Below are 18,003 nucleotides of genomic sequence, written 5' to 3' on the forward strand. Positions count from 1 at the left end.
TCGTGCGCAGGCTTCAGCCAATCGCCGGATGCCGACAATTTCCGATACATTCCCGTGCACCGCATTTAAAATGCATCAGAATAACCCGCTGGATGCAAGGGCTTTGCCGACATGGTCAAGCTCGCGCTCGTCCGCGACCACATCCAGAATGATCGTGCTGACGTTCATTTCCACGAAGCGACGCAATTTCGCTCCGATCTCCGCATAACTGCCCACAAGGTACGGACAATCCGCTTGAAACGTCAAAAAGGGAAGAAGCCAATAACCGTTCTCATGAAGTTCGTCGTTTTGCCCGGCATCCTTGAGTCGTCGTTTCCAAACCGAGTCGGTATTCTCCATCGTATATTTTAGCAACTCGCGTTTCTCGGCACTGTCTTGAAAGAACAGCTTCGCCTCCCGCCTCGCTTCATCACGGTTCTCTCTTGCAAAAATCCCGAAATTTACACCGGGACCATTTATTCCTTCCTCAAGGTTTGGCGGAAGCATCTGCATCATCAAGCACCCCATCTGCTTCGCTACTCGATGGGCGTCATCGGATTGGCCCGCGATCAGAAACTCCGGCATCAGCGCCGGCGGCAAGCCCGGGCGCAGCTGCAAATTGTTCGTCGTGTAAAATTTTCCGTTGAAATTCACGGGCCTGGTGCTGGCCAACAGTTGACGCACAATGTGTATGAATTCGCCCAGCCTTGTATATCTGTCATGGTGGGAGAGCTGCTCGTCGCCAAGCCCATGGAGATCGCTCGCCGCGGTGCCGGTGATCGTATTGAGATAGATCTTCCGGTTGTAGAGCAGTGCGAATGACGAAACGAACTTGGCCGCCGTGAATGGGTGCATATAGATCGGATTCACGGCAATCAGCGGCGAGCATTCTGCCGTGTGCGCCAGAAGATGCTGGGCAATAGACCATGGCTCAACAAGCGTGTCGTTTCCCGCGAACAACAGAATGCCAGCCAATCCATTGCGATCGCTGAAACGTGCAGCGCGCATCAGCTCATCGATGTATCTGGCAGAATCAATATTACGCGATATAGCAGGAAATACGCGAAGCTTGGTCTTGCCCATTTCCACCGATCCTGGGTCGCGTTATGAATTCCAAAAAGTCAGGGCGATGAGCTCAGTCGAGCATCGACGCCCGAACACTTTGACTCATGCGAGCTTACGACAAGGGGGATGTCAAGCTCGCCTTCGATCGCTGCTGCTGCTGCCACGCCTGAACTGATCGCCAGGGATTCTACTGTCCAAGTTCGTTCGTCGAACTTGACGATGCTGCGGCCGGGTTCAGGTCCGACCTCTACCTCGCGTGGATCGATAAAAAGCCCTCGGCCCAATGCCTTGAGTACGGCCTCCTTCCGCGTCCAAAGGTCAAAGAAGCTGGAAAGGACTTGGCTGGTCGGCAGCTGCTTCAGCAGTCTGGCCTCGCGGGGCGTCGCAATTTGGAGCGTAACTCCCAAGGGATCAGTGATCGGCCGCCGCACTTCAATATCCACGCCGACGCATCGATCTTTGGCTGCTGCGATCAAGCCGTGGCGGCCGGAATGGGAGAGATTAAATTGAAGGCCTTGAGCCGGTCTGGCAAGCATTGGCTTTCCGGCCGCGGTCGTATCAAACTCGATGTGCCGTGGATCGCATCCGAGCTGAAGGGCAAGTATGTGTCGAAGCGCACAATGTGCGCGCAATGACCGGTCGCGATCCTGTGGCCGCTTCAGGCGATCGGCTCGCACGCGCTCACTCGTCGAAAGCAGGCTTAAATCGCCGCTTGAGCAATCCAGATTTACCGTCCAGATCTTCAGGCCTGTACTTCGCAAGTGGTACCTCTTAAGTAGGTTCACTAGGAATCCGTCCTGTGGGTCGCGCGTCAAGAACTAACTGATTAGGCTGCGTGGATAGGCGAGAAGCCGGTCGAACAAGGATATGGGAGCGCTAGCAAATTAGCGCTTCACGCTTTCCAGCGCACGATGACGATGCGGGCGGCCACACATCGGCGGACGCCAAGAGCATCGGGAACGTCAGTTGAAGATTGAGTATAGATCGAGTATAGATTGTCCGGGAGAGGCGCACAAGGAGCGGTCATCATGGCCATTGGTGCGTTTTCAATGCCCCAAAGCGGCGCTTGGCATCGCATCGTGGGAGCGGTCCTTGGCGGCAGGAATGCTAGTTTTGTTGCCTTGAGCTTCTGTTGCTCGCTTTCGGTTGCCGGAATAGCTGCCGATGTTCAGGTCAATGCACCGGACCACAATCTCCCGCACCAAGGCAATTTCACGAGCGAGAGCGAGACCAGTGTGGCGGTGGCCGGCCCGCTCGTCGTCGTCGGCTACAATTCGTCCAAACAGGTGGTCCCGCCCACCATCTGCCCGACAGGTCGCGCCACCAACTGGAATAGCATTAGCGGATACGCCTTTTCGACAGATGGCGGAGCGAACTTCACGGACGGAGGCTTGGTTCCGGCAAACGGGAATCGTTTGGAGGGTGATCCCTCCCTCGCCTTCGGCCCGAATGGCACGACGTTGTACTATGCTTCAATCGGCTCCACGGGAATGTCCTCGCGTATCTTCGTCAGCCCCTCAACTTCGCTCAGTCCCGCCGTGACATTTGGGGCTCCTGTCCCCATTTCCGGCCTCGCGGCGGACCCCGTATCGTCTACACTCCCTGAAGACAGACCGTCTCAAGACAAGGAGATGATCGCGGTGGACACGACGGGGGGTACATACGGCGGCCGTGTCTACGTTGCTTGGTCGGAGTTTCCTGCCGGGCACCGCCCCAATGGAGCCAGCCGGATTCTGTTCGCAGCTTCGTCATCGACGACCCCGCTTGCCTTTTCGGCTACACAACCCCTTTCGCCGATCACTGCAGTGAATCATGGCGCCATGCCGGCGGTGGCGCCGAATGGCGACGTTTACGTCGTTTGGAGTGTCGTGACACCCGGAACGGGACCGGCACCGCATCAAAACCCCGCGGCGCCGCAAACGATTCAAATTGTCCGATCGACCGACGGCGGTGCCCATTTTCATGACCCAGATACCGGCGCCCCCGCCCCCAACTCCAAGACGATCGCGAGCGTCACGTCGGCCGTCGGCAGGATGATCAGCTCGGGCATCAATCTCCGCACCCGCGGGTACCCACACATCGCCATCGACCGGACGTCGACGGGGAGTCCGACACGCGGAAACATCTATGTCGTATTTCAGGCGACGCCGCCTGCTCCGGCGACCGCGCGCTCTGAGATATTCTTCACTCGCTCCACTGACCGCGGCAAAACCTGGGACACGCCGCGAAGCATCAGTAATGGCCCGGCGGTGACGCTCAATGGAGATGCGACGCAGAACGACAATTGGATGCCCTCAATCGCCGTGTCCGATGTGACCGGACACATCCGGGTGGCCTTTTACAGCCGGCGCGAAGACCCGCTGAACACCGATATCCGTGTCTACGATGCTGGATCCACCGATGGGGGGCTGACCTGGTTTAATCAGCCCCGTTCAACGACCGCATTCAGACCGAGTACGGCGGGTGACGATCAGGTGATCGGAAACGACACCTATATGGGCGATTACATCAGTTTGGTCGCTGCGGGGTCGAACTTTTATGCGGCTTGGGGCGACACCCGAAATAGCTGCACGCCTCCGGCCGGCGCCACATGTCCGTGCCATCCAGCGGGGCGCGGCGATCAGGATGTGTTCTTCTCCACTGACAGCGACCCGGTAGGTGCTGATCTCGCCATCACTCCCTGGGGCTTCGTAACGGGGCACGGACCGGCGTGGCAGTCGCCCGATATTTTTGTCGTCGACAATGGAAACAACGTGGTCAATGCGAAGCAAGGCATGATGAACCGTTTGCGGGCCCGGATCCGCAACCTCGGGAGTGCTGCGGCCAATGCTGTGACAGTGAGATTCAAGTACGCTCCGTATTTAATCGGTCTCACTACTGCGGGCTTCTTCAAGGAGATCGCCGCGCCAACGGTCAATTTCGCCGCGGCGCGAGATGCATCTGGAAACGATCTAATGGTGGTTCCGGCCCAATGGGACTTGACGAATCCTTCCGAGAACAATGGCGGTATCTGGCCGATGCCGATCAGCGCTTTCCAGCACTTCCGCATCAAGGTCGACGTCGAACTTTCCGCCGACGTAAATCAGAGCAACAACGCCGCGCAGACCAATTCCGTCGATTTGACTGCGGATTGTTGTCGGCCGTTCCGCTTCCTGGTCGGAAATCCATTCGAACGCGACATTACCGCCCGCCTTGTGATCGATCCGCTTCCGAAGGGGTACAGTGTAAAGCTCGAGGGAGGCGGTGGCGAGCAGGGGAACCCGTTCGTTCTGCGGGCGAGGGAGATCCGGGTAGCCACGGCGCAGTTTGTGCGGCCCGCCGGATTCGCGAAGCTGCCAAGGACGAACGATGTTGTGGCATCGATTTCGATGCAGGTGGACAACCAGATTGTCGGCGGCTTGTCGGCGCGATTGGCCAAGGCGAACATCAAAGTGTCCCCCCTGCGTGAAGTGCGGCCGAGGCCCCGTTTAATGACGCAAGCACCGGCGCGATCCGCACCCGCACCCGCATCATCCGCACCCGCACCGGCCACGCCGAACACCGACGTCACGCTGGATGTATCTGCGGCCCCGGCACTCGTCACGCGCGCCATTGCCTCAGCCCTTGGGGAACGGCAGCTCCCAGTCGCTCAGGTCGATGCGGAGCGCGGCCTCGTCAGTTCGGGCCCGATTCCGCTGAATGACGCGCAGATGAGAGAAGCGGTCGCGGCCGAGTTGCTTCGCGGCCTGAAAGAGGTAACGGGACAGCATTACGTTTCATTCAAAATCGATAGAGACGCCGCCGATGAGAGATCGCAGGTGATCGTATCGGTGCGCATCTTTTTGGAAAAAGCAGAGGTCAACAGCCCGATCGGTGGCGAGCTCGTACCGTCGAATGGCAGTCTAGAAAAACAGTACAGCGAGATGGTTACTCAAGCTGTGCCGCGGTCGAGATAGGCGCATTCCCCGGCGATGAGGTGTCGAAGGCTGTCTAGCCAAGGCTTAGGTCAGCTTGACGAACTGGATTGTGTGACGAACTAGTGCTGTCTTAGATCGCGGGTCGCGACTTGGCGCACCCAGCCGAGCGAGGGAAAGAATTGGGGCTTGCGAGTGGCTGCCGGCTGGGTCGGCGCCAACGCGATGAACCCCCATCGTCAATGTCTCGACCAGCGCGAAAGGGAAGAATGGCGGTTGGTGCGGCTGGCCAAAAGACGCGCAGATGGAAGCGATGCGCGACACCTTCGCGCGTTCGTCGATCCCCGATCCTTCTCCCGCCTGGTCCGCTGACCGCGTTGTCTTCGGCAAGGTAGTTTGGGGGATCATGCTGAAACATCATGAAGATCAATGAGGCACATTTTCCCCAAACTGCTCAGCAACACGTTGAAATCGTTGGATTCGCGGAATTCCCTAGGGAGCGCCAGCAAACTCAGGCACTTAGGTAGCCATCTGCCGCGTTCGTTGAATAATGGTTGAATAAGACGCTGGTGAACAGTCGCGAACGCTTGGGGAATTTGCTGCTGACATCAGCAGACTAGCCTCGGCGCGATGCCTCACTGTGACTGGCGCATTCGCGGAAAATTTCCTCGTCGCCCTTGGTGTCCGGAAATATTCAAACCGCCGCTGACGTGCGCTGTCGTACGCGAGCGCCCTCGGATGTTCGCATTGACGTTGCTCGTCGCACAATCAACTCTTGTCCTGTCGAGCTTTGTGCGAATAAGAGGGCCACGTGAGATACAATCGACGAGAGAAAACTGGCGGACAACGGTCACAAGTCAGTCTATCCGCTCCGAAAGCCGCAGAACCGAGCACGATGCCATTCGCCCAGCGGCTCACCTGCACGATTGACGATGCATGCGAAGTGACCGGCTTGGGACGCACGAAGCTTTACGAGTTGATAGGAGCTGGGGCGTATCGTCACGACAACGATCGGACGTCGGCGACTAGTAGTGGTGCGCTCACTTCTGGCGCTCCTTGACACCAACATGTCAAACTAATGGAACGTGCGACTTAAGGAAGCAACCCCACTTTCAACGCGCTTTTCCTCCAGCACTCATTTTGATGACACGACCATGCTCCATTAGCCGGTCGAACCCACCCACCACCGCATCATCCGCACGGCGCCCCTGCCAGAATTCGACGGCATCCCTGGGATCGCGATCACGTGATCGTCGATACTGCCAAACACAATGTGACGAAATGCGTTGAACTGATTTGTGCAGCAATCTAACGGAAAGGCGCGACCTTCGTACCGCGTCTATGGCATCGGGTTCAGATTTCTGCGGAAAGCAAGGATTCTAAACGCCGTCTGTCCGCCCCGCGCGGCTCCGGTGTTTCCCGCGGACTGAGGCGAAGGTCGCCGTGTTGATCTGCCGAAGATGGATGAGAGTCATCAGCAACGCGGCGTAACCGCGGGCATCATCCAAGGCCGAATGGTTATGAGATATGCCACCAAGCCACTCTTTTGGATAGGTGTCGCGCGAACACTCAGTGTAATTCCACCCGAGTGCCCCGACGGCCAGCGACTGAAGATCCACACCGGATCCGAAACATAGCCCATGTGCTCGCGGCCGATCGAACAAACGAATGCCTCGGAATCGTTGAAGATACCAGTCGATCCAGGCACCATCGAACGTCAGGGGATGCGCGACAAAGACGGGAGTGCCTGGCAACGATTTTACCCAACGTGCGTAAGAAGCCATTCCCTCGCTTGCATCCACGGGATCTTGAGTTGCGCGCAGCCACGCCTCAGGTTGTGTTTCCACCAGGTCATTGTGCCCGGGTCTGACAAGCCTCCACGAAGGGGGCGAATGTTTATGGCAAACTGACCGAAGTCTCCTCCGTCCGCGCTCTTAGCAATCGAAGCGAAGCTTAGCATCGAGTGCACACCGGGATCTGGCCCGTTCGTTTCTACATCGGTTACGACGAAGATTGTTCGCTTAAGCATGCGGCACTTCGATCAATCATTGGCGCTATGACCGTGGCCACAATAATTTGAACACACCATCGGGGCAATCGCCAAGCTTGCACAGATCCTCTTGAATATAATATGAAAAGTGAGGCGCGAATAGTATTCGTGCAGTATGCATAATATTCAAAATGAATCACGAAACTCTTTAAAGTCACCCCGCACACGCTTGTCTTCGAGAGCCCCGAGTGGCAACGAACCGAACTTGGCCTCGATGAGTTTGAGGTAGCCATCATAGGCGCGCTTACTCTTCTCACCGAGGTCCTTGTACTCGCTGCAGTCCTTGAAGTAGTCGATGAGCGAGCTGAACGTCTCGGCACTCTTCTTCTTGTAGGACGCAACAGCTTCATTGTAGAGGCGCATGAACTCGGGCGTGCCAGGCTCCGCGTCGATGCGTGGGCCGCCCTTCCAAGCGTACCAATAGGTTTTCGACGTTCCGTCAGCGAGTTTTTTGATTGACCAGTTGATTCCCTTCAGCCGCACTCGCATTTTGGGATGCCTTCCACGCGTCGTATGGTGATAGCCGCGGTTGCATTGTAGGCTGGAGACCGGATAGCCGGTCGACGATTCTGCAACGTTTATGCCAAATCTGGATGACGTGAGCGGGCACTTGCTCCGCCACGAATTCGCGCTCCGATGGACGCGGTTTTCACGTGTCTCAGCGTTTTATCTTTCGCTCCGATTTGAACGAAACGCCTAACCGCATTGCAGCTTTGCGAATGCGCTCAGGCGTGCGCTTCATGATACGAGCTGCTTCCTCTAAAGACTTCGACGCTTTTGCAAGTTCGATAACGCGACGATCATCTGCAAAAGACCAAGACTTGCCAGCCATCGGTGAAGCGCTCCTTATGAAAGACAAAGCCGCCGAGCGGAGTATGTTCGCTGACGGCTTTGCTTGGGGACCGGACGAGGGCAATTGCCCGGCGGTTTTATCGATAGCTCAACTTCTCGATAGAGCAACGCATGTTGGGCATTAAGCTAACTGCTCAACCTTACTGATACGGGTATTCCAAGCGGCCGTTGTACGACTTCCGTATTTTTACGGTAGGTTCGTTTGCGCTTGGAGGATGCCGTTACCCCGCTGTCTTATCTTCCTTGTCTGCGCCGCGCGCCACGATCTTCAGTGCCTCATCCGGCAACGGCCTTTGCAATGCCTTCGCCTCGTCCCAGGGCGCTCGCATCCATACGTCGCGCTCCTCGTCTGTTAACAAAATGACCGGCATGGCCTTGGGATGGATCGGCTCGACGACTGCGTTCGGCAACGTCGTCAGGAAGCCATAGACCAGATGCGGACCGGGAATGGGCTTCGACTTAGTGCCGCGATCGCTCTTGAATTCGGTCCAAATGCCCGCGAAGCAGGTCAGCGGCCGATCATCATTGATTCGGCTCCTAAGGGGCTAGAATTTAGAGAGCAATCTCAATCACAAGAGTTCGCAGTTTTATTCTGGGCGGCGCGCCACCCACAACTCAGGTCATGCAACCAGCCTAGGAATTTCCTGTTCTATCAATCGCAAGAATGATGTTGCGAGCCCCGCAAGGTGCGACGGCGCACCCTTCACTTGCGGTTGAGTTTGCGGTTCCCCACATTCATGGTCATTCAGCCAACTTGCGACGTCGATAGAGCGACCCGGGAGGCCGCGCGCCCATGAACACATTGTTTGATAATACTGTTCAATCCATCCAGCTTGGCATCGAGGATTACGAACACAACGACCCGAAGCGGGCGCTCTCGGCCGTCCGGAATTTCTACGCCGGCACGCTGCTGCTGGCCAAAGAAGTCCTGGTCCGTGCGGCACCGAAAGCGGAAAAGGAAAGACCAAGCGCATTCGCCAACGGCCGAGGTGGAGCGCGGCCGGCTTGCTGTTGTGGTTCGCACCGCGCTGACCGAGATGGGCGATGACTGTCGCGAACAGGCACCCTTAATGCCTTACATAAACCAGTGGCCCGATTCATGCTTGACCCCGTAGCGCGAGCGCGGGAGATTTCTGTTTTTCAGCACCAATTTTGAGCTGTTGTTGGGAGTACAACATGATTGACGAGAATTTTGCTCGGCTTCGAACACATCGCAGCAACATTCAGCGCTATCGCCATCTGCTAGAAACCAGCCTGACGGACCTCGAACGAGAGTTTATTGCCAAGCGCCTTGCGGAAGAACAGTCGGCCATCGAAACGCTCTCTGCGAGCATCCCGGCAACCTCATCCCAGGACCCACACGCAGCTTAACAGTAAGCCTTAAAAGCGGCCCGGCGCACGACAGGTTTCCGGCCGACATGCGCCGAGCCTACCACCACGGTCACCCACCGGAACGGCTTGTTCAGCGTGTGTGTGATTCTTGGCAAAATTGGGTGCCATGCAGAAACCCGCCGGGTTGAGATCGGCGGGTTTCCGTACTCCCGCGGGGGCTTAGGGGCTTTCCGCGATTAAGCCCTGCGTAGCAATCCGTGATTAACAATTTATTAGGATTGCAGTCTCACAGGCCGTGCAGCTGGTCGCCGGTATCATAGGCCCGTGGCACGGACCTGCAGTGTATGAAGCGCTGGGGATTTCAGTGTCCCAGCTTAGGAATAAGCGCCGCCGGGCATGCCATTTTGATCCCGGCGGCGTGTCTTTTTGGGAACCTGCACTCTCAGGAAAACTTGGTAATTGCCGCCGAATGGCCGTCTGCTTACTCCGACATAACAGCGGGATTGCCGGCCTAGCCAGAATTCTCTGGCGCCGTTTTGGCTCGCTTGGGGGTTGAATGGCCATGCACTTCAGCCGCGTTGCTCCCGGGACAAAAGAGCTAGAGATATGGAGCGCATGCGAGCGCGGCTTCTCATTTGTAATCAGTAACGAGAGTAGCAATGGTCCTGGACTCCACGGGAAGCCTGGCTTTGTAGCTTCCTGGCGCCCCATCAATATCAACCAGCCTGCTATCAGGGTGGGCGGATCACCCTTCAAGACGTTCGCCGAAGCTGAGAAGGCCTGCCAGGCCATGTTGGAGCACCTGACCAGATAACCTCGGCTTTGGCGCACCCCGGTGCTGCTGGCGCGCTCACTGAATGCGAAATGGCCGCAGATTGCTCTGCGGCCCACCGACTAAAATAATTCTGCCGTGCTGAAATCATAGCCCTCGGTGCTGCGGGTAACCTACCTCAACTCTGTTTCAATTTCGCTTCGCCACTCCCCGTGTGACTACGGACGAGCATATAATTTGCCGTGAACCATCGCGGGCGCGGCGCATTGGCCCGATCGCGTGTTCGTGGAAGTAGCGGCACGCACTCGGACGGCTCCAGTTGAGCCTTGAGCCCCCTGGCCGCCCTTCCATCCTGCTCGGCCCTTCCATCTTCCTCACGGCCGGCGCCGTTGGGATCATTGAGCATCTGCTGGGGATGTCTGACGGAGCGAGAAATCACGACAGGACCGACGATCCCGGACGGCCGAGATCGAGCATTTCGGCACCTGCCCGGTTTGCGGCGCGCTGGTTCGACATGCGTGACCGGGCCAAGTCATAACGCACGCCATACGCGGAGATCGAGACCATCGAGGATGATGGCACCGACGCGCTGGGGTGAACTAACCGACTGGTTCGATTGAGGAGGCCGAGGGTGTGCTGAGACCTAGCGACCCTATTTCGGGGGCTGCGGCGCCTTCAAGATGCTCGCACCCACCGGCAAAGATTCGTGCAACGAGCGCTTTTCGTTCATTCATGAACCTTGGCCATTCCGTAATTTCTACTTACGCAACTGAGCCTGGAAACAGGCCAGTACCATATCACGCGCGCGGCTCATTTCGAGAATGCGGCACAACCACCGCGTAACGCTCATCCAAGCAGCCGCACGACACCGCCGCACTCACCTCGATTTTGTCAACGGGAGCATGCAGACCGCGGCTGCTGTATAAGCGAGTCAAAAGCGGTCACCTATACATCAGTATCATTGAAGGGCCGGGCGTGATCGGTTTTATGGTGCCGCAAGGGTCCTTGACGGGCCACCGGGCCTTAGGGCTCGCGCGCTTGTGATCCACCTCGTTTGCTTACCCCTGCCGGCTCCACCGGCAGGGGTTTGCGTTTGTGGTCCCTGCATCCAAACCCACGTAAGCCCGCGGGTGATCCATGTTCAGCTGACGTCATCACGGAAGTTGGCCATCATCATTGGCTCGTGTTTGCGGATCGGCAAAGCATGGTTTTTTGCGCCGGACGAAAACGAGGCGGTAAAAGCGATGGCCGAACATGAGCGCGCGCGGCCGCCAATCACGTGGGTCTGCAGATAATTCGCCGGATCAAAGCCGCCAGCGTGAGCCAGCGGGCTTGAATTCACCCGATTCTTAGATTTTCCGCGGACGTTTTGCCCCGGTTGCTCATTTCTTCATAGCTCACCTTGGCACCCTCATTGAGGCTGCTCAGGCCGGCTTTCTCGACAGCTGAAATGTGCACGAAAAAATCTTTGCCGCCGCTGTCGGGCTGGATAAATCCATATCCCTTGGCCGGGTTGAACCACTTTACGGTACCTGTCGCCACGTCGGCACTCCCTGTTCAAGGGAGACAAGCTAGGTCCGTATGACCGCGCGTTGCAAGGAAAACCCGCCGGTTTGAGCCGACGGGCTGTGACGCCGGACCGAGCCGGCACCATTCCGGCCGCTGGGTAGAGATCGGGCGGCTCGGCGGAACGTCTGTTGGTGGATCTTTGAGACGTGCGGACGTACCCTGCGAATTCCGCTGATCGGGCTGAACCGGAAGTCTCTGGCCGACCGTCAAAACGACGCGAATGACCCGGAGCGGACATTGCAAATGTTCGGAAACACCGCCGGTAACGGCGTAATCGGAGAGATGCAGCGGATTGTTCGGGGACGACGCGCCAATGTGATTAATGATGCAGCTCGCGACACCAACCATGAGTCACCTAATTGCCCATTCTCCGGGAAACGGAGCGCAGGCATTTGTGCGAGGCCCTGGATTGCTTCGGCGCTCCTCGGAAGGAGGTAACCCTGCGACTTGCCGGCAAACTCACGTCTTCAGTGCCCGGAGAGAACGACGCCGCTCCAGTGTATCCGAAGGACTCTCTCCGAAGCGTCTCCGATACTCGACGGAGAAGCGCCCCAAATGGGTGAACCCCCAACTCATCGCGATGGTCGTAACGCTCTCTCCTGGCTGCGCCCGCGCCAGTGCCTCATGCACCTTTTCGAAGCGCGCATTGCAAACGTAACGCATCGGGGAAATGCCCTTGGTGTCTCCGAAATGCTTCAACAGAGTACGGCCTGCGACCCCTGACGCTTCAACGATCGATTCGAGGGTTACGGCCGAGTCAAGGTGCGCCTCTATATAGTCGATCGCGCGCTTCACGTCGCGCGGAGCAATCCTTCGCGCGCGGCGTCGAAGCGCTTCGAGGTAGTTGTGCGGCTGCGACAGCAGCAGCCCGGTCATGATGAACTGCTGGAACATGCTCATCGTGATCGGATTCAGCAGCGCTGAATCGGGCTGCTCAAGATCAGTGACGGCCGCGAGCACGTAGCGCGCGAGGCTCCGCCCGTAGCCCGCCTCCAGGTCCATTGCCGGTGCGAAATCCAACGGGGCATCAGGCGGCTCGCCGAGCAACGCTGCAAGCTGCCCGGCCAACGCATCGCCGGTTATGCAGAGCTGGATTCGAGCGCTGTCCGCGCTCGATAAGAATTGGCACTTTTCACGGCCGGGCGACGCAATCGCAGCCAGTTGCGGACCGCAAGCAATGCTGTGGCCCTCAATGCGTGTTTCCAGGTGTCCGCGGAGGGGCAGTTGAATCAGATGATCTTTGCGGGCCCGCCCGGCCGTGAGCGCAACGGATACGGTGCCGTAATGAATGTAAGCGATGTACAGGCTCGGCATGTAGACTGCATTGAGCCGCGCGTCGAGCTGTCGGTCCCGACGCCATGCCGGATCAAAGCGGTAGTCCTTGCGGCCCAGGAACGCACGCGTCTCTTCCGCATCTCGGCTATGAAAGACGCGGTGATGCTCCAGGAGCGGACCTACGCCAAAGTCCATTTTTTCTGCCTCGGCCCTTCCAGAGCAAGCATAGCACAATCGGTGCGCCTACAGGAGGCGGCGAACACATCTTTTTGCGATTTTTGGATAGTGACGCTTGCGGAGCGTCAATGCCAAGCCGTTGTCGCGAAGGCCCGGGCCAAACTTGGATATCGACATGGCTTCCGGATGACTAGGCTCTCGCTGGATAGGAGGATTTTCCGTCCGTTGGAGCCGTGGACGCTCTACAAAGTCCTCGATGCCGACGGCAACTACAATCGGCGAGTTAATGCACGGCCGACGCCACGTGCGTCGATCGGTGAGAATTTCTTTGCGCACATTGCAGCCGTGGGTCGCGTTAATCCGGAGCCGATTTTCGTAGGCAGGAAAGCGGAAGAAAGACCAACTTCGATGATGACGGCGCTCGTGCTGATCATATGGCACATTTGAGACATGCCGGCGCACGGTAACGATGTCTGTTTATAGGGGGTTGAGCGGAAGTCGTCGGGACGCGGCCAAACCGACGCGAATGACCCGTACCAGACATGCTCGATACACCAAAGAGGCCGACCATCCGGCTCCAACCCAAGGGATGCGCCCTGTGTCTCACTCTCTGCCATTCTGTATGTGATAGCATTGCTATCGTCGGAGAGACGAGCACGGCCTGTCAAGGACAGGAGAAATGGCTGAAGTACCCTCAACCCACTACGTCAAGAGCGATGACGTGTACATCGCCTATCAAGTGTTCGGCGAGGGCTCGCTTGATCTGATTTTCGTGCCGGGCTTCGTGTCGAACATTGAGGCCATGTGGCAGTCGCCGAATCGAAGCAGATTTTTTCGGCGTCTCGCCTCGTCCTGTCGCGTCATCATTTTCGACAAACGGGGCACTGGAATGTCTGATCGAAGTTCTCAGATTTTTACGCTCGAACAACGTATGCACGATGTGCAGAGCATTTTGAACGAAGTCGGGTCCGAGCGTGCAGCGCTGTTTGGCATTTCCGAGGGCGGCCCGATGTCCTTGCTGTATGCCGCCACCTATCCGGAACGAACCTCGGCTCTCGTTCTGTACGGCGCTTACGCCAAGCGTTCTTGGTCGACCGATTATCCGTTTGGCTGGAAGGACGCGAAGTGGAACAGTGTGCTTGACAATATCGAACACTATTGGGGGACCCCGCAAGGAATAAGCGTCACGATGTGGGCGCCCAGCATCGCCAGTGACCCTCGTGCCGCGGAGGGCTTGGCTTCATATTTCAGGGCATCGGCAAGTCCTGGCGCGGCGGCGGCTATCATGAAAATGAACCGCGAGATCGACGTGCGCCATGTCTTGCCCGCGACCCGCGTGCCGACGCTCATTCTACACCGTACCGCAGAGCGCGTGATCGACGTGGAGCATGCACGCTACTTGGCTCAGCGTATCCCCGGCGCAAAGCTAGTCGAGCTTCCAGGCGAGGATCATATGGCTTGGTTTGGTGATCAAGATTCGATTCTTGATGAGGTCGAACAGTTTCTGACAGGCAGACGCCATGCTCACGAGCCAGAGCGGGTGCTCGCAACCGTGCTGTTTGTGGATATCGCAGGTTCGACAGCACGGGCAGCGATACTTGGCGACAAGTCCTGGCGAGAGTTGCTTGAGACGTTTTATGCCAGGGTGCGCGAGGTCTTGCATCAGTACCGCGGGCGTGAAATTAACACATCAGGTGACGGCTTGCTCGCCACCTTCGACGGGCCGGCGCGAGCGGTGCGCTGTGCCAGTGCCATCCGCGATACGGTGCGCTCGCTCAATCTTGAAGTACGGTGCGGCGTTCATACTGGTGAATGCGAGCTCGTAGGTAACGACATTGCTGGAATCGCAGTGCATACCGGCGCGCGCATTGCCTCCATCGCGGCTCCGAGCGAAGTGCTGGTCTCGCAGACGGTGCGCGATCTAGTGGCTGGCTCCGGCTTGTTCCTAGAAGAATACGGTACTTATGCGCTTAAAGGTGTGCCCAATGAGTGGCGCCTATTCCGTGCAGCGAACTGAAAGAATTACGGCATCCAGGCCAAGCCGCGGCCTAAGTCGAACATCGAAACCATCAGAGGGAGGCATCGAAACCATCAGAGGGAGGAATGACAATGGGTAAACTGATTTTAGCGGCAAGTTTGGGTCTGACTTGCTTGCTCAGCACCGCAACAGTCGCCCTCGCTGAGGCCCCGGGCACTGAAGACCCGAACAATTGGCCGCAATACAATCGGACCAGCAACGCGTGGCGTTACAGCCCGCTCGATCAAATCAACAAGGACAACGTCAGCAAACTTTCTGTGGCATGGATCGCCCAGGGCGGCGATATCACGATGGGCATCCAAGAGACGCCTTTGGCGATAGACGGCGTGATCTATTCGATAACCTCTGGGAACCGGGTGGCGGCGCTGGACGCGAAGACCGGGCAGGAGGTCTGGAACTATCAGCCGAAGCTCGATCCGCTCACCAAGAAGGTGTTGTTCTCACCGTATAGCCGTGGCGTCGCGGTCGGCGACGGCAAGGTCTTCATCGGAACAGTGGATGGGCGCGGCATCGCCCTCGATCAGAAAACGGGCAAGGAGATATGGCAAGTCCAGTTGACCGATTTTGCGAACTGCCACGGTTGCAATTTCACCTCGCCGCCCGTCGTTGCTGGCGATATGCTGACTTTCGGATCGACTGCAGGCGAATTGGCGACGCAAGGGAAAATCTTCGGTGTCGAAGCCAAAAGCGGCAAGAAGGTCTGGGAGTTCAACACCATTAAAGACGATCCGAAGAGTTGGCCTGGCACGAGCGGCAAATACGGCGGTGGCGGTGCCTGGATGCCGGGCACCTACGATGCGGAGACGAACACGGTCTTCTACGGCACTGGCAATCCGGGGAAGGATTTCATCAATGAGGACCGGCAGGGTGACAACCTCTACACCGATTCGATTGTCGCTCTCGACCCCAAGACCGGCAATCTGAAATGGTATCGGCAGGAAATTAAGCAAGACGTATGGGACTACGATTCGGCGTATGAGGTGCTGCTGTTCAAGAAGGACGGCAAGGACTTGATCGTCCACATGAACAAGAGCGGCTACGTTTTCGTGCTGGACAAGAATGATGGCAGCATCGAGAACATTTGGCCAGTCAGCGATCTCAAGAACTTTGTCAAGGATATCGACAAGAGGACCGGCGAGTTGATCGGCCGCGTCGAACTGCCGATGAATCAGGAGACGCTGATCTGTCCGTCTACCTTCGGTGGACGTAGCTGGAATGCCGGCGCCTACAACCCCAACACCGGACTTTGGTACAACAACGTGCTGGATTTCTGCGGCTACCTCAAACCAGTGGCGCAGAAGGACGATCCCAAGGACTATGGCACCGGTCATATCGGCGCCAGTGATTTTGGACGGCTCGTGATGGCACCCGATGGGCGCAAGCCCGGCCGGCTCGATGCACGCGATCCATTTACTGGCGAGCGCAAATGGACGCATGAGATGGATATGCCCGGCTTCGCCGGCGTCCTGACCACCGGCGGCGGGCTCGTGTTCAACGGCGACCCGACCGGCATTCTGCGGGCCTTCGATGCCGATACCGGAAAGGTGCTGTGGAGCTTCAATACCGGATCGGGAATGCGCAGCGGCATCATCAGCTACGCCGTCGCTGGCGAGCAGTACATTTTGGTGCCAAGCGGGTGGGGCTCCTACGCTGCAATCTTGCTTCCGGCATTGTTCCCTCAACTCGAGAAGATGCCTGCGGCTTCGACCCTTATCGCGTTTAAGCTGCCGAAATAGCGAACTAAACAGGGGGCGGCCGGGGAGCAGCCGCCCCTATCGCGCTTTAGTCGCGGACTAGTTCCATGATGTACAAGCTGGTGCTGATGACGATTGCCTGCATTTTCGTTGGCGACGCCGCCTATCCGCAAGAAAACGTTCCGAACCTGAAAGACCCAACAATGATTGCGGCGGGCCATGATCTGTTTTTGCAAAAGCAGTGTTCACGTTGCCATGGGGAGGGCGGCAAAGGCGGGATCAATCTCGCCCGCCGCGCCCTTGATCCCAGGGGTGTGTTCCAAGCGATCGCCGACGGCCGAATGGGGAGCGGTCTCCGCATGCCAGCGTCTCGCGATGTGCTGACCGATGAAGAGATTTGGAAGGCCACCGCCTACGTCATGTCGATCAGCCAGCAGCCGAAGTAGTTTTAACCCGGATGGAGGAGTCGCGAATGTAAGCGTAATTGTCATGGCTGACCCCTCGGAGCTTGATTTCAGGCTGCTTTCAAAGCGGACCACGCCCGACGCTACATGCATGGATTGAGGTAGGAACAGACGTACACCAGCCCGCCGTAGGCTCCGATCAAAATGACCGGGAGCATGGAAGAAAAAGTCGAAACACCCCGACGCCCTCGTCATATAAGCCGCAGCCAAGGAATGCGAGCCAGCCGCAAAGAACTACCGCACTGAACAGAAACGTCATCTCGCCTGCGACATGCAATGGAAAGTGCACGCTCGCGACTGAAAAAACAATCGATGGTCCGAGCAATCCGATTGCACCGATTATGACGGAAATTTTCAGGTAGTCTCTCACAGTCCCCACTCCGGTCGCTCCTGGTCTAGCTATTAGTGCGGACCAAATACAAAGATACCGCGAGAGCTACGACGAGTATCCCGACGCGTGTGACTGCTTTCATGCTCTTCGTCATTGACGATCTCTCGATCATGAAGCCTAGCCCCATGACGAGTATCACCCCGAATGGGATTATCAATGACATGAGTATCTTCCTCTGGTTGTCCGACCAAGTGCGTTGATTACCAGCAGATGTGTCCTAATTTTATATTGCGACTATCGCCTACTTTTCGATCTCACGACCGCAGGAGCAGGCCGGTCCGAACCTTGGCCGGGATGCGTTTCATGTCCGCATCTGGCACCTTTGAGACATGGCGACCGACCCTGACCATGTCCGTTTCCAGGGGAAGACCGGAAGTAGTCGGCCGACGACCAAAATGACGCGATTGATGCTGTGGACGGCGCCCACTCTGCGGCATCGAAGTGCCATAGGG

Annotated in this window: 13 protein-coding genes and 1 pseudogene; 6 read left to right on the forward strand and 8 right to left on the reverse strand. The window is 57.5% G+C overall.

Going from position 1 to position 18,003, the window contains the following annotated elements; translation table 11 throughout:
* Nucleotides 1–75: 75 nt before the first annotated feature.
* Nucleotides 76–1,062, reverse strand: a complete 987-nt coding sequence (locus KJQ96_RS32275) for an LLM class flavin-dependent oxidoreductase (protein WP_213290393.1) — start codon at nucleotides 1,060–1,062, stop codon at nucleotides 76–78.
* A 38-nt stretch (nucleotides 1,063–1,100) separates the two neighbouring features.
* The gene (locus tag KJQ96_RS32280) at nucleotides 1,101–1,805 is read right to left on the reverse strand and encodes a 4'-phosphopantetheinyl transferase superfamily protein (RefSeq protein WP_213290394.1); all 705 of its coding nucleotides are present in this window, start codon (nucleotides 1,803–1,805) and stop codon (nucleotides 1,101–1,103) included.
* A 267-nt stretch (nucleotides 1,806–2,072) separates the two neighbouring features.
* Between KJQ96_RS32280 and KJQ96_RS32285 the strand changes: the two genes are divergently transcribed.
* Entirely contained in the window at nucleotides 2,073–4,979 is a 2,907-nt protein-coding gene (locus KJQ96_RS32285; RefSeq protein ID WP_213290395.1) for a glycoside hydrolase, read from the forward strand.
* A 262-nt stretch (nucleotides 4,980–5,241) separates the two neighbouring features.
* Nucleotides 5,242–5,370, forward strand: coding sequence for a hypothetical protein (locus tag KJQ96_RS41495; RefSeq protein ID WP_256441695.1), 129 nt, complete (start codon nucleotides 5,242–5,244; stop codon nucleotides 5,368–5,370).
* Nucleotides 5,371–7,113: 1,743 nt separating this feature from the next.
* Here KJQ96_RS41495 and KJQ96_RS32290 read toward each other — a convergent pair.
* The 3 genes and pseudogenes from KJQ96_RS32290 to KJQ96_RS32300 form a co-directional block, all read right to left on the reverse strand.
* Nucleotides 7,114–7,476 carry a hypothetical protein gene (locus tag KJQ96_RS32290; RefSeq protein ID WP_213290396.1) on the reverse strand — a complete coding sequence of 121 codons (363 nt, stop codon included), beginning with the start codon at nucleotides 7,474–7,476 and terminating at the stop codon, nucleotides 7,114–7,116.
* 169 nt (nucleotides 7,477–7,645) lie between these two features.
* A complete protein-coding gene (locus KJQ96_RS32295) occupies nucleotides 7,646–7,819 on the reverse strand; it encodes a hypothetical protein (RefSeq protein ID WP_213290397.1) in 174 nt (57 codons plus the stop codon).
* 241 nt (nucleotides 7,820–8,060) lie between these two features.
* Nucleotides 8,061–8,369 (reverse strand): annotated as a pseudogene (locus KJQ96_RS32300) (SOS response-associated peptidase family protein); the annotation flags it as partial.
* Nucleotides 8,370–9,015: 646 nt separating this feature from the next.
* Between KJQ96_RS32300 and KJQ96_RS32305 the strand changes: the two are divergent.
* Complete coding sequence (locus tag KJQ96_RS32305; RefSeq protein ID WP_213290398.1) at nucleotides 9,016–9,210, forward strand: hypothetical protein; 195 nt, start codon at nucleotides 9,016–9,018, stop codon at nucleotides 9,208–9,210.
* Nucleotides 9,211–11,281: 2,071 nt separating this feature from the next.
* On the opposite strand, the gene KJQ96_RS32310 is transcribed toward KJQ96_RS32305, so the two are convergent.
* Complete coding sequence (locus KJQ96_RS32310) at nucleotides 11,282–11,485, reverse strand: cold-shock protein (protein WP_213290399.1); 204 nt, start codon at nucleotides 11,483–11,485, stop codon at nucleotides 11,282–11,284.
* 486 nt (nucleotides 11,486–11,971) lie between these two features.
* The gene (locus KJQ96_RS32315) at nucleotides 11,972–12,982 is read right to left on the reverse strand and encodes an AraC family transcriptional regulator (protein WP_213290400.1); all 1,011 of its coding nucleotides are present in this window, start codon (nucleotides 12,980–12,982) and stop codon (nucleotides 11,972–11,974) included.
* 661 nt (nucleotides 12,983–13,643) lie between these two features.
* Between KJQ96_RS32315 and KJQ96_RS32320 the strand changes: the two genes are divergently transcribed.
* The 3 genes from KJQ96_RS32320 to KJQ96_RS32330 all read left to right on the forward strand — a co-directional run bounded on the left by KJQ96_RS32320 (nucleotide 13,644) and on the right by KJQ96_RS32330 (nucleotide 17,142).
* Nucleotides 13,644–14,981: an adenylate/guanylate cyclase domain-containing protein gene (locus tag KJQ96_RS32320; protein WP_213290401.1), complete on the forward strand. Its 1,338-nt coding sequence runs from the start codon at nucleotides 13,644–13,646 to the stop codon at nucleotides 14,979–14,981.
* A gap of 92 nt (nucleotides 14,982–15,073) precedes the next feature.
* The gene (locus tag KJQ96_RS32325) at nucleotides 15,074–16,738 is read left to right on the forward strand and encodes a PQQ-binding-like beta-propeller repeat protein (RefSeq protein WP_213290402.1); all 1,665 of its coding nucleotides are present in this window, start codon (nucleotides 15,074–15,076) and stop codon (nucleotides 16,736–16,738) included.
* A gap of 65 nt (nucleotides 16,739–16,803) precedes the next feature.
* Nucleotides 16,804–17,142, forward strand: a complete 339-nt coding sequence (locus KJQ96_RS32330) for a cytochrome c (protein ID WP_213290403.1) — start codon at nucleotides 16,804–16,806, stop codon at nucleotides 17,140–17,142.
* Nucleotides 17,143–17,805: 663 nt separating this feature from the next.
* Here KJQ96_RS32330 and KJQ96_RS32335 read toward each other — a convergent pair.
* Nucleotides 17,806–18,003, reverse strand: a 198-nt coding sequence (locus KJQ96_RS32335; protein WP_213290404.1) for a hypothetical protein, incomplete at its 5' end; no start/stop codon positions are given.

It is taken from the genome of Bradyrhizobium sp. sGM-13 (assembly GCF_018398875.1).
GTDB lineage: Bacteria > Pseudomonadota > Alphaproteobacteria > Rhizobiales > Xanthobacteraceae > Bradyrhizobium.

Bases quoted from the DNA above. Each gene is read 5' to 3' on its own strand.
- KJQ96_RS32285 (WP_213290395.1), top strand. From the start codon at position 2,073: ATGGCCATTGGTGCGTTTTCAATGCCCCAAAGCGGCGCTTGGCATCGC.
- KJQ96_RS32290 (WP_213290396.1), bottom strand. From the start codon at position 7,476: ATGCGAGTGCGGCTGAAGGGAATCAACTGGTCAATCAAAAAACTCGCT.
- KJQ96_RS32275 (WP_213290393.1), bottom strand. From the start codon at position 1,062: ATGGGCAAGACCAAGCTTCGCGTATTTCCTGCTATATCGCGTAATATT.
- KJQ96_RS32295 (WP_213290397.1), bottom strand. From the start codon at position 7,819: ATGGCTGGCAAGTCTTGGTCTTTTGCAGATGATCGTCGCGTTATCGAA.
- KJQ96_RS32330 (WP_213290403.1), top strand. From the start codon at position 16,804: ATGATGTACAAGCTGGTGCTGATGACGATTGCCTGCATTTTCGTTGGC.
- KJQ96_RS32315 (WP_213290400.1), bottom strand. From the start codon at position 12,982: ATGGACTTTGGCGTAGGTCCGCTCCTGGAGCATCACCGCGTCTTTCAT.
- KJQ96_RS32305 (WP_213290398.1), top strand. From the start codon at position 9,016: ATGATTGACGAGAATTTTGCTCGGCTTCGAACACATCGCAGCAACATT.
- KJQ96_RS32320 (WP_213290401.1), top strand. From the start codon at position 13,644: ATGGCTGAAGTACCCTCAACCCACTACGTCAAGAGCGATGACGTGTAC.
- KJQ96_RS41495 (WP_256441695.1), top strand. From the start codon at position 5,242: ATGGAAGCGATGCGCGACACCTTCGCGCGTTCGTCGATCCCCGATCCT.
- KJQ96_RS32325 (WP_213290402.1), top strand. From the start codon at position 15,074: ATGGGTAAACTGATTTTAGCGGCAAGTTTGGGTCTGACTTGCTTGCTC.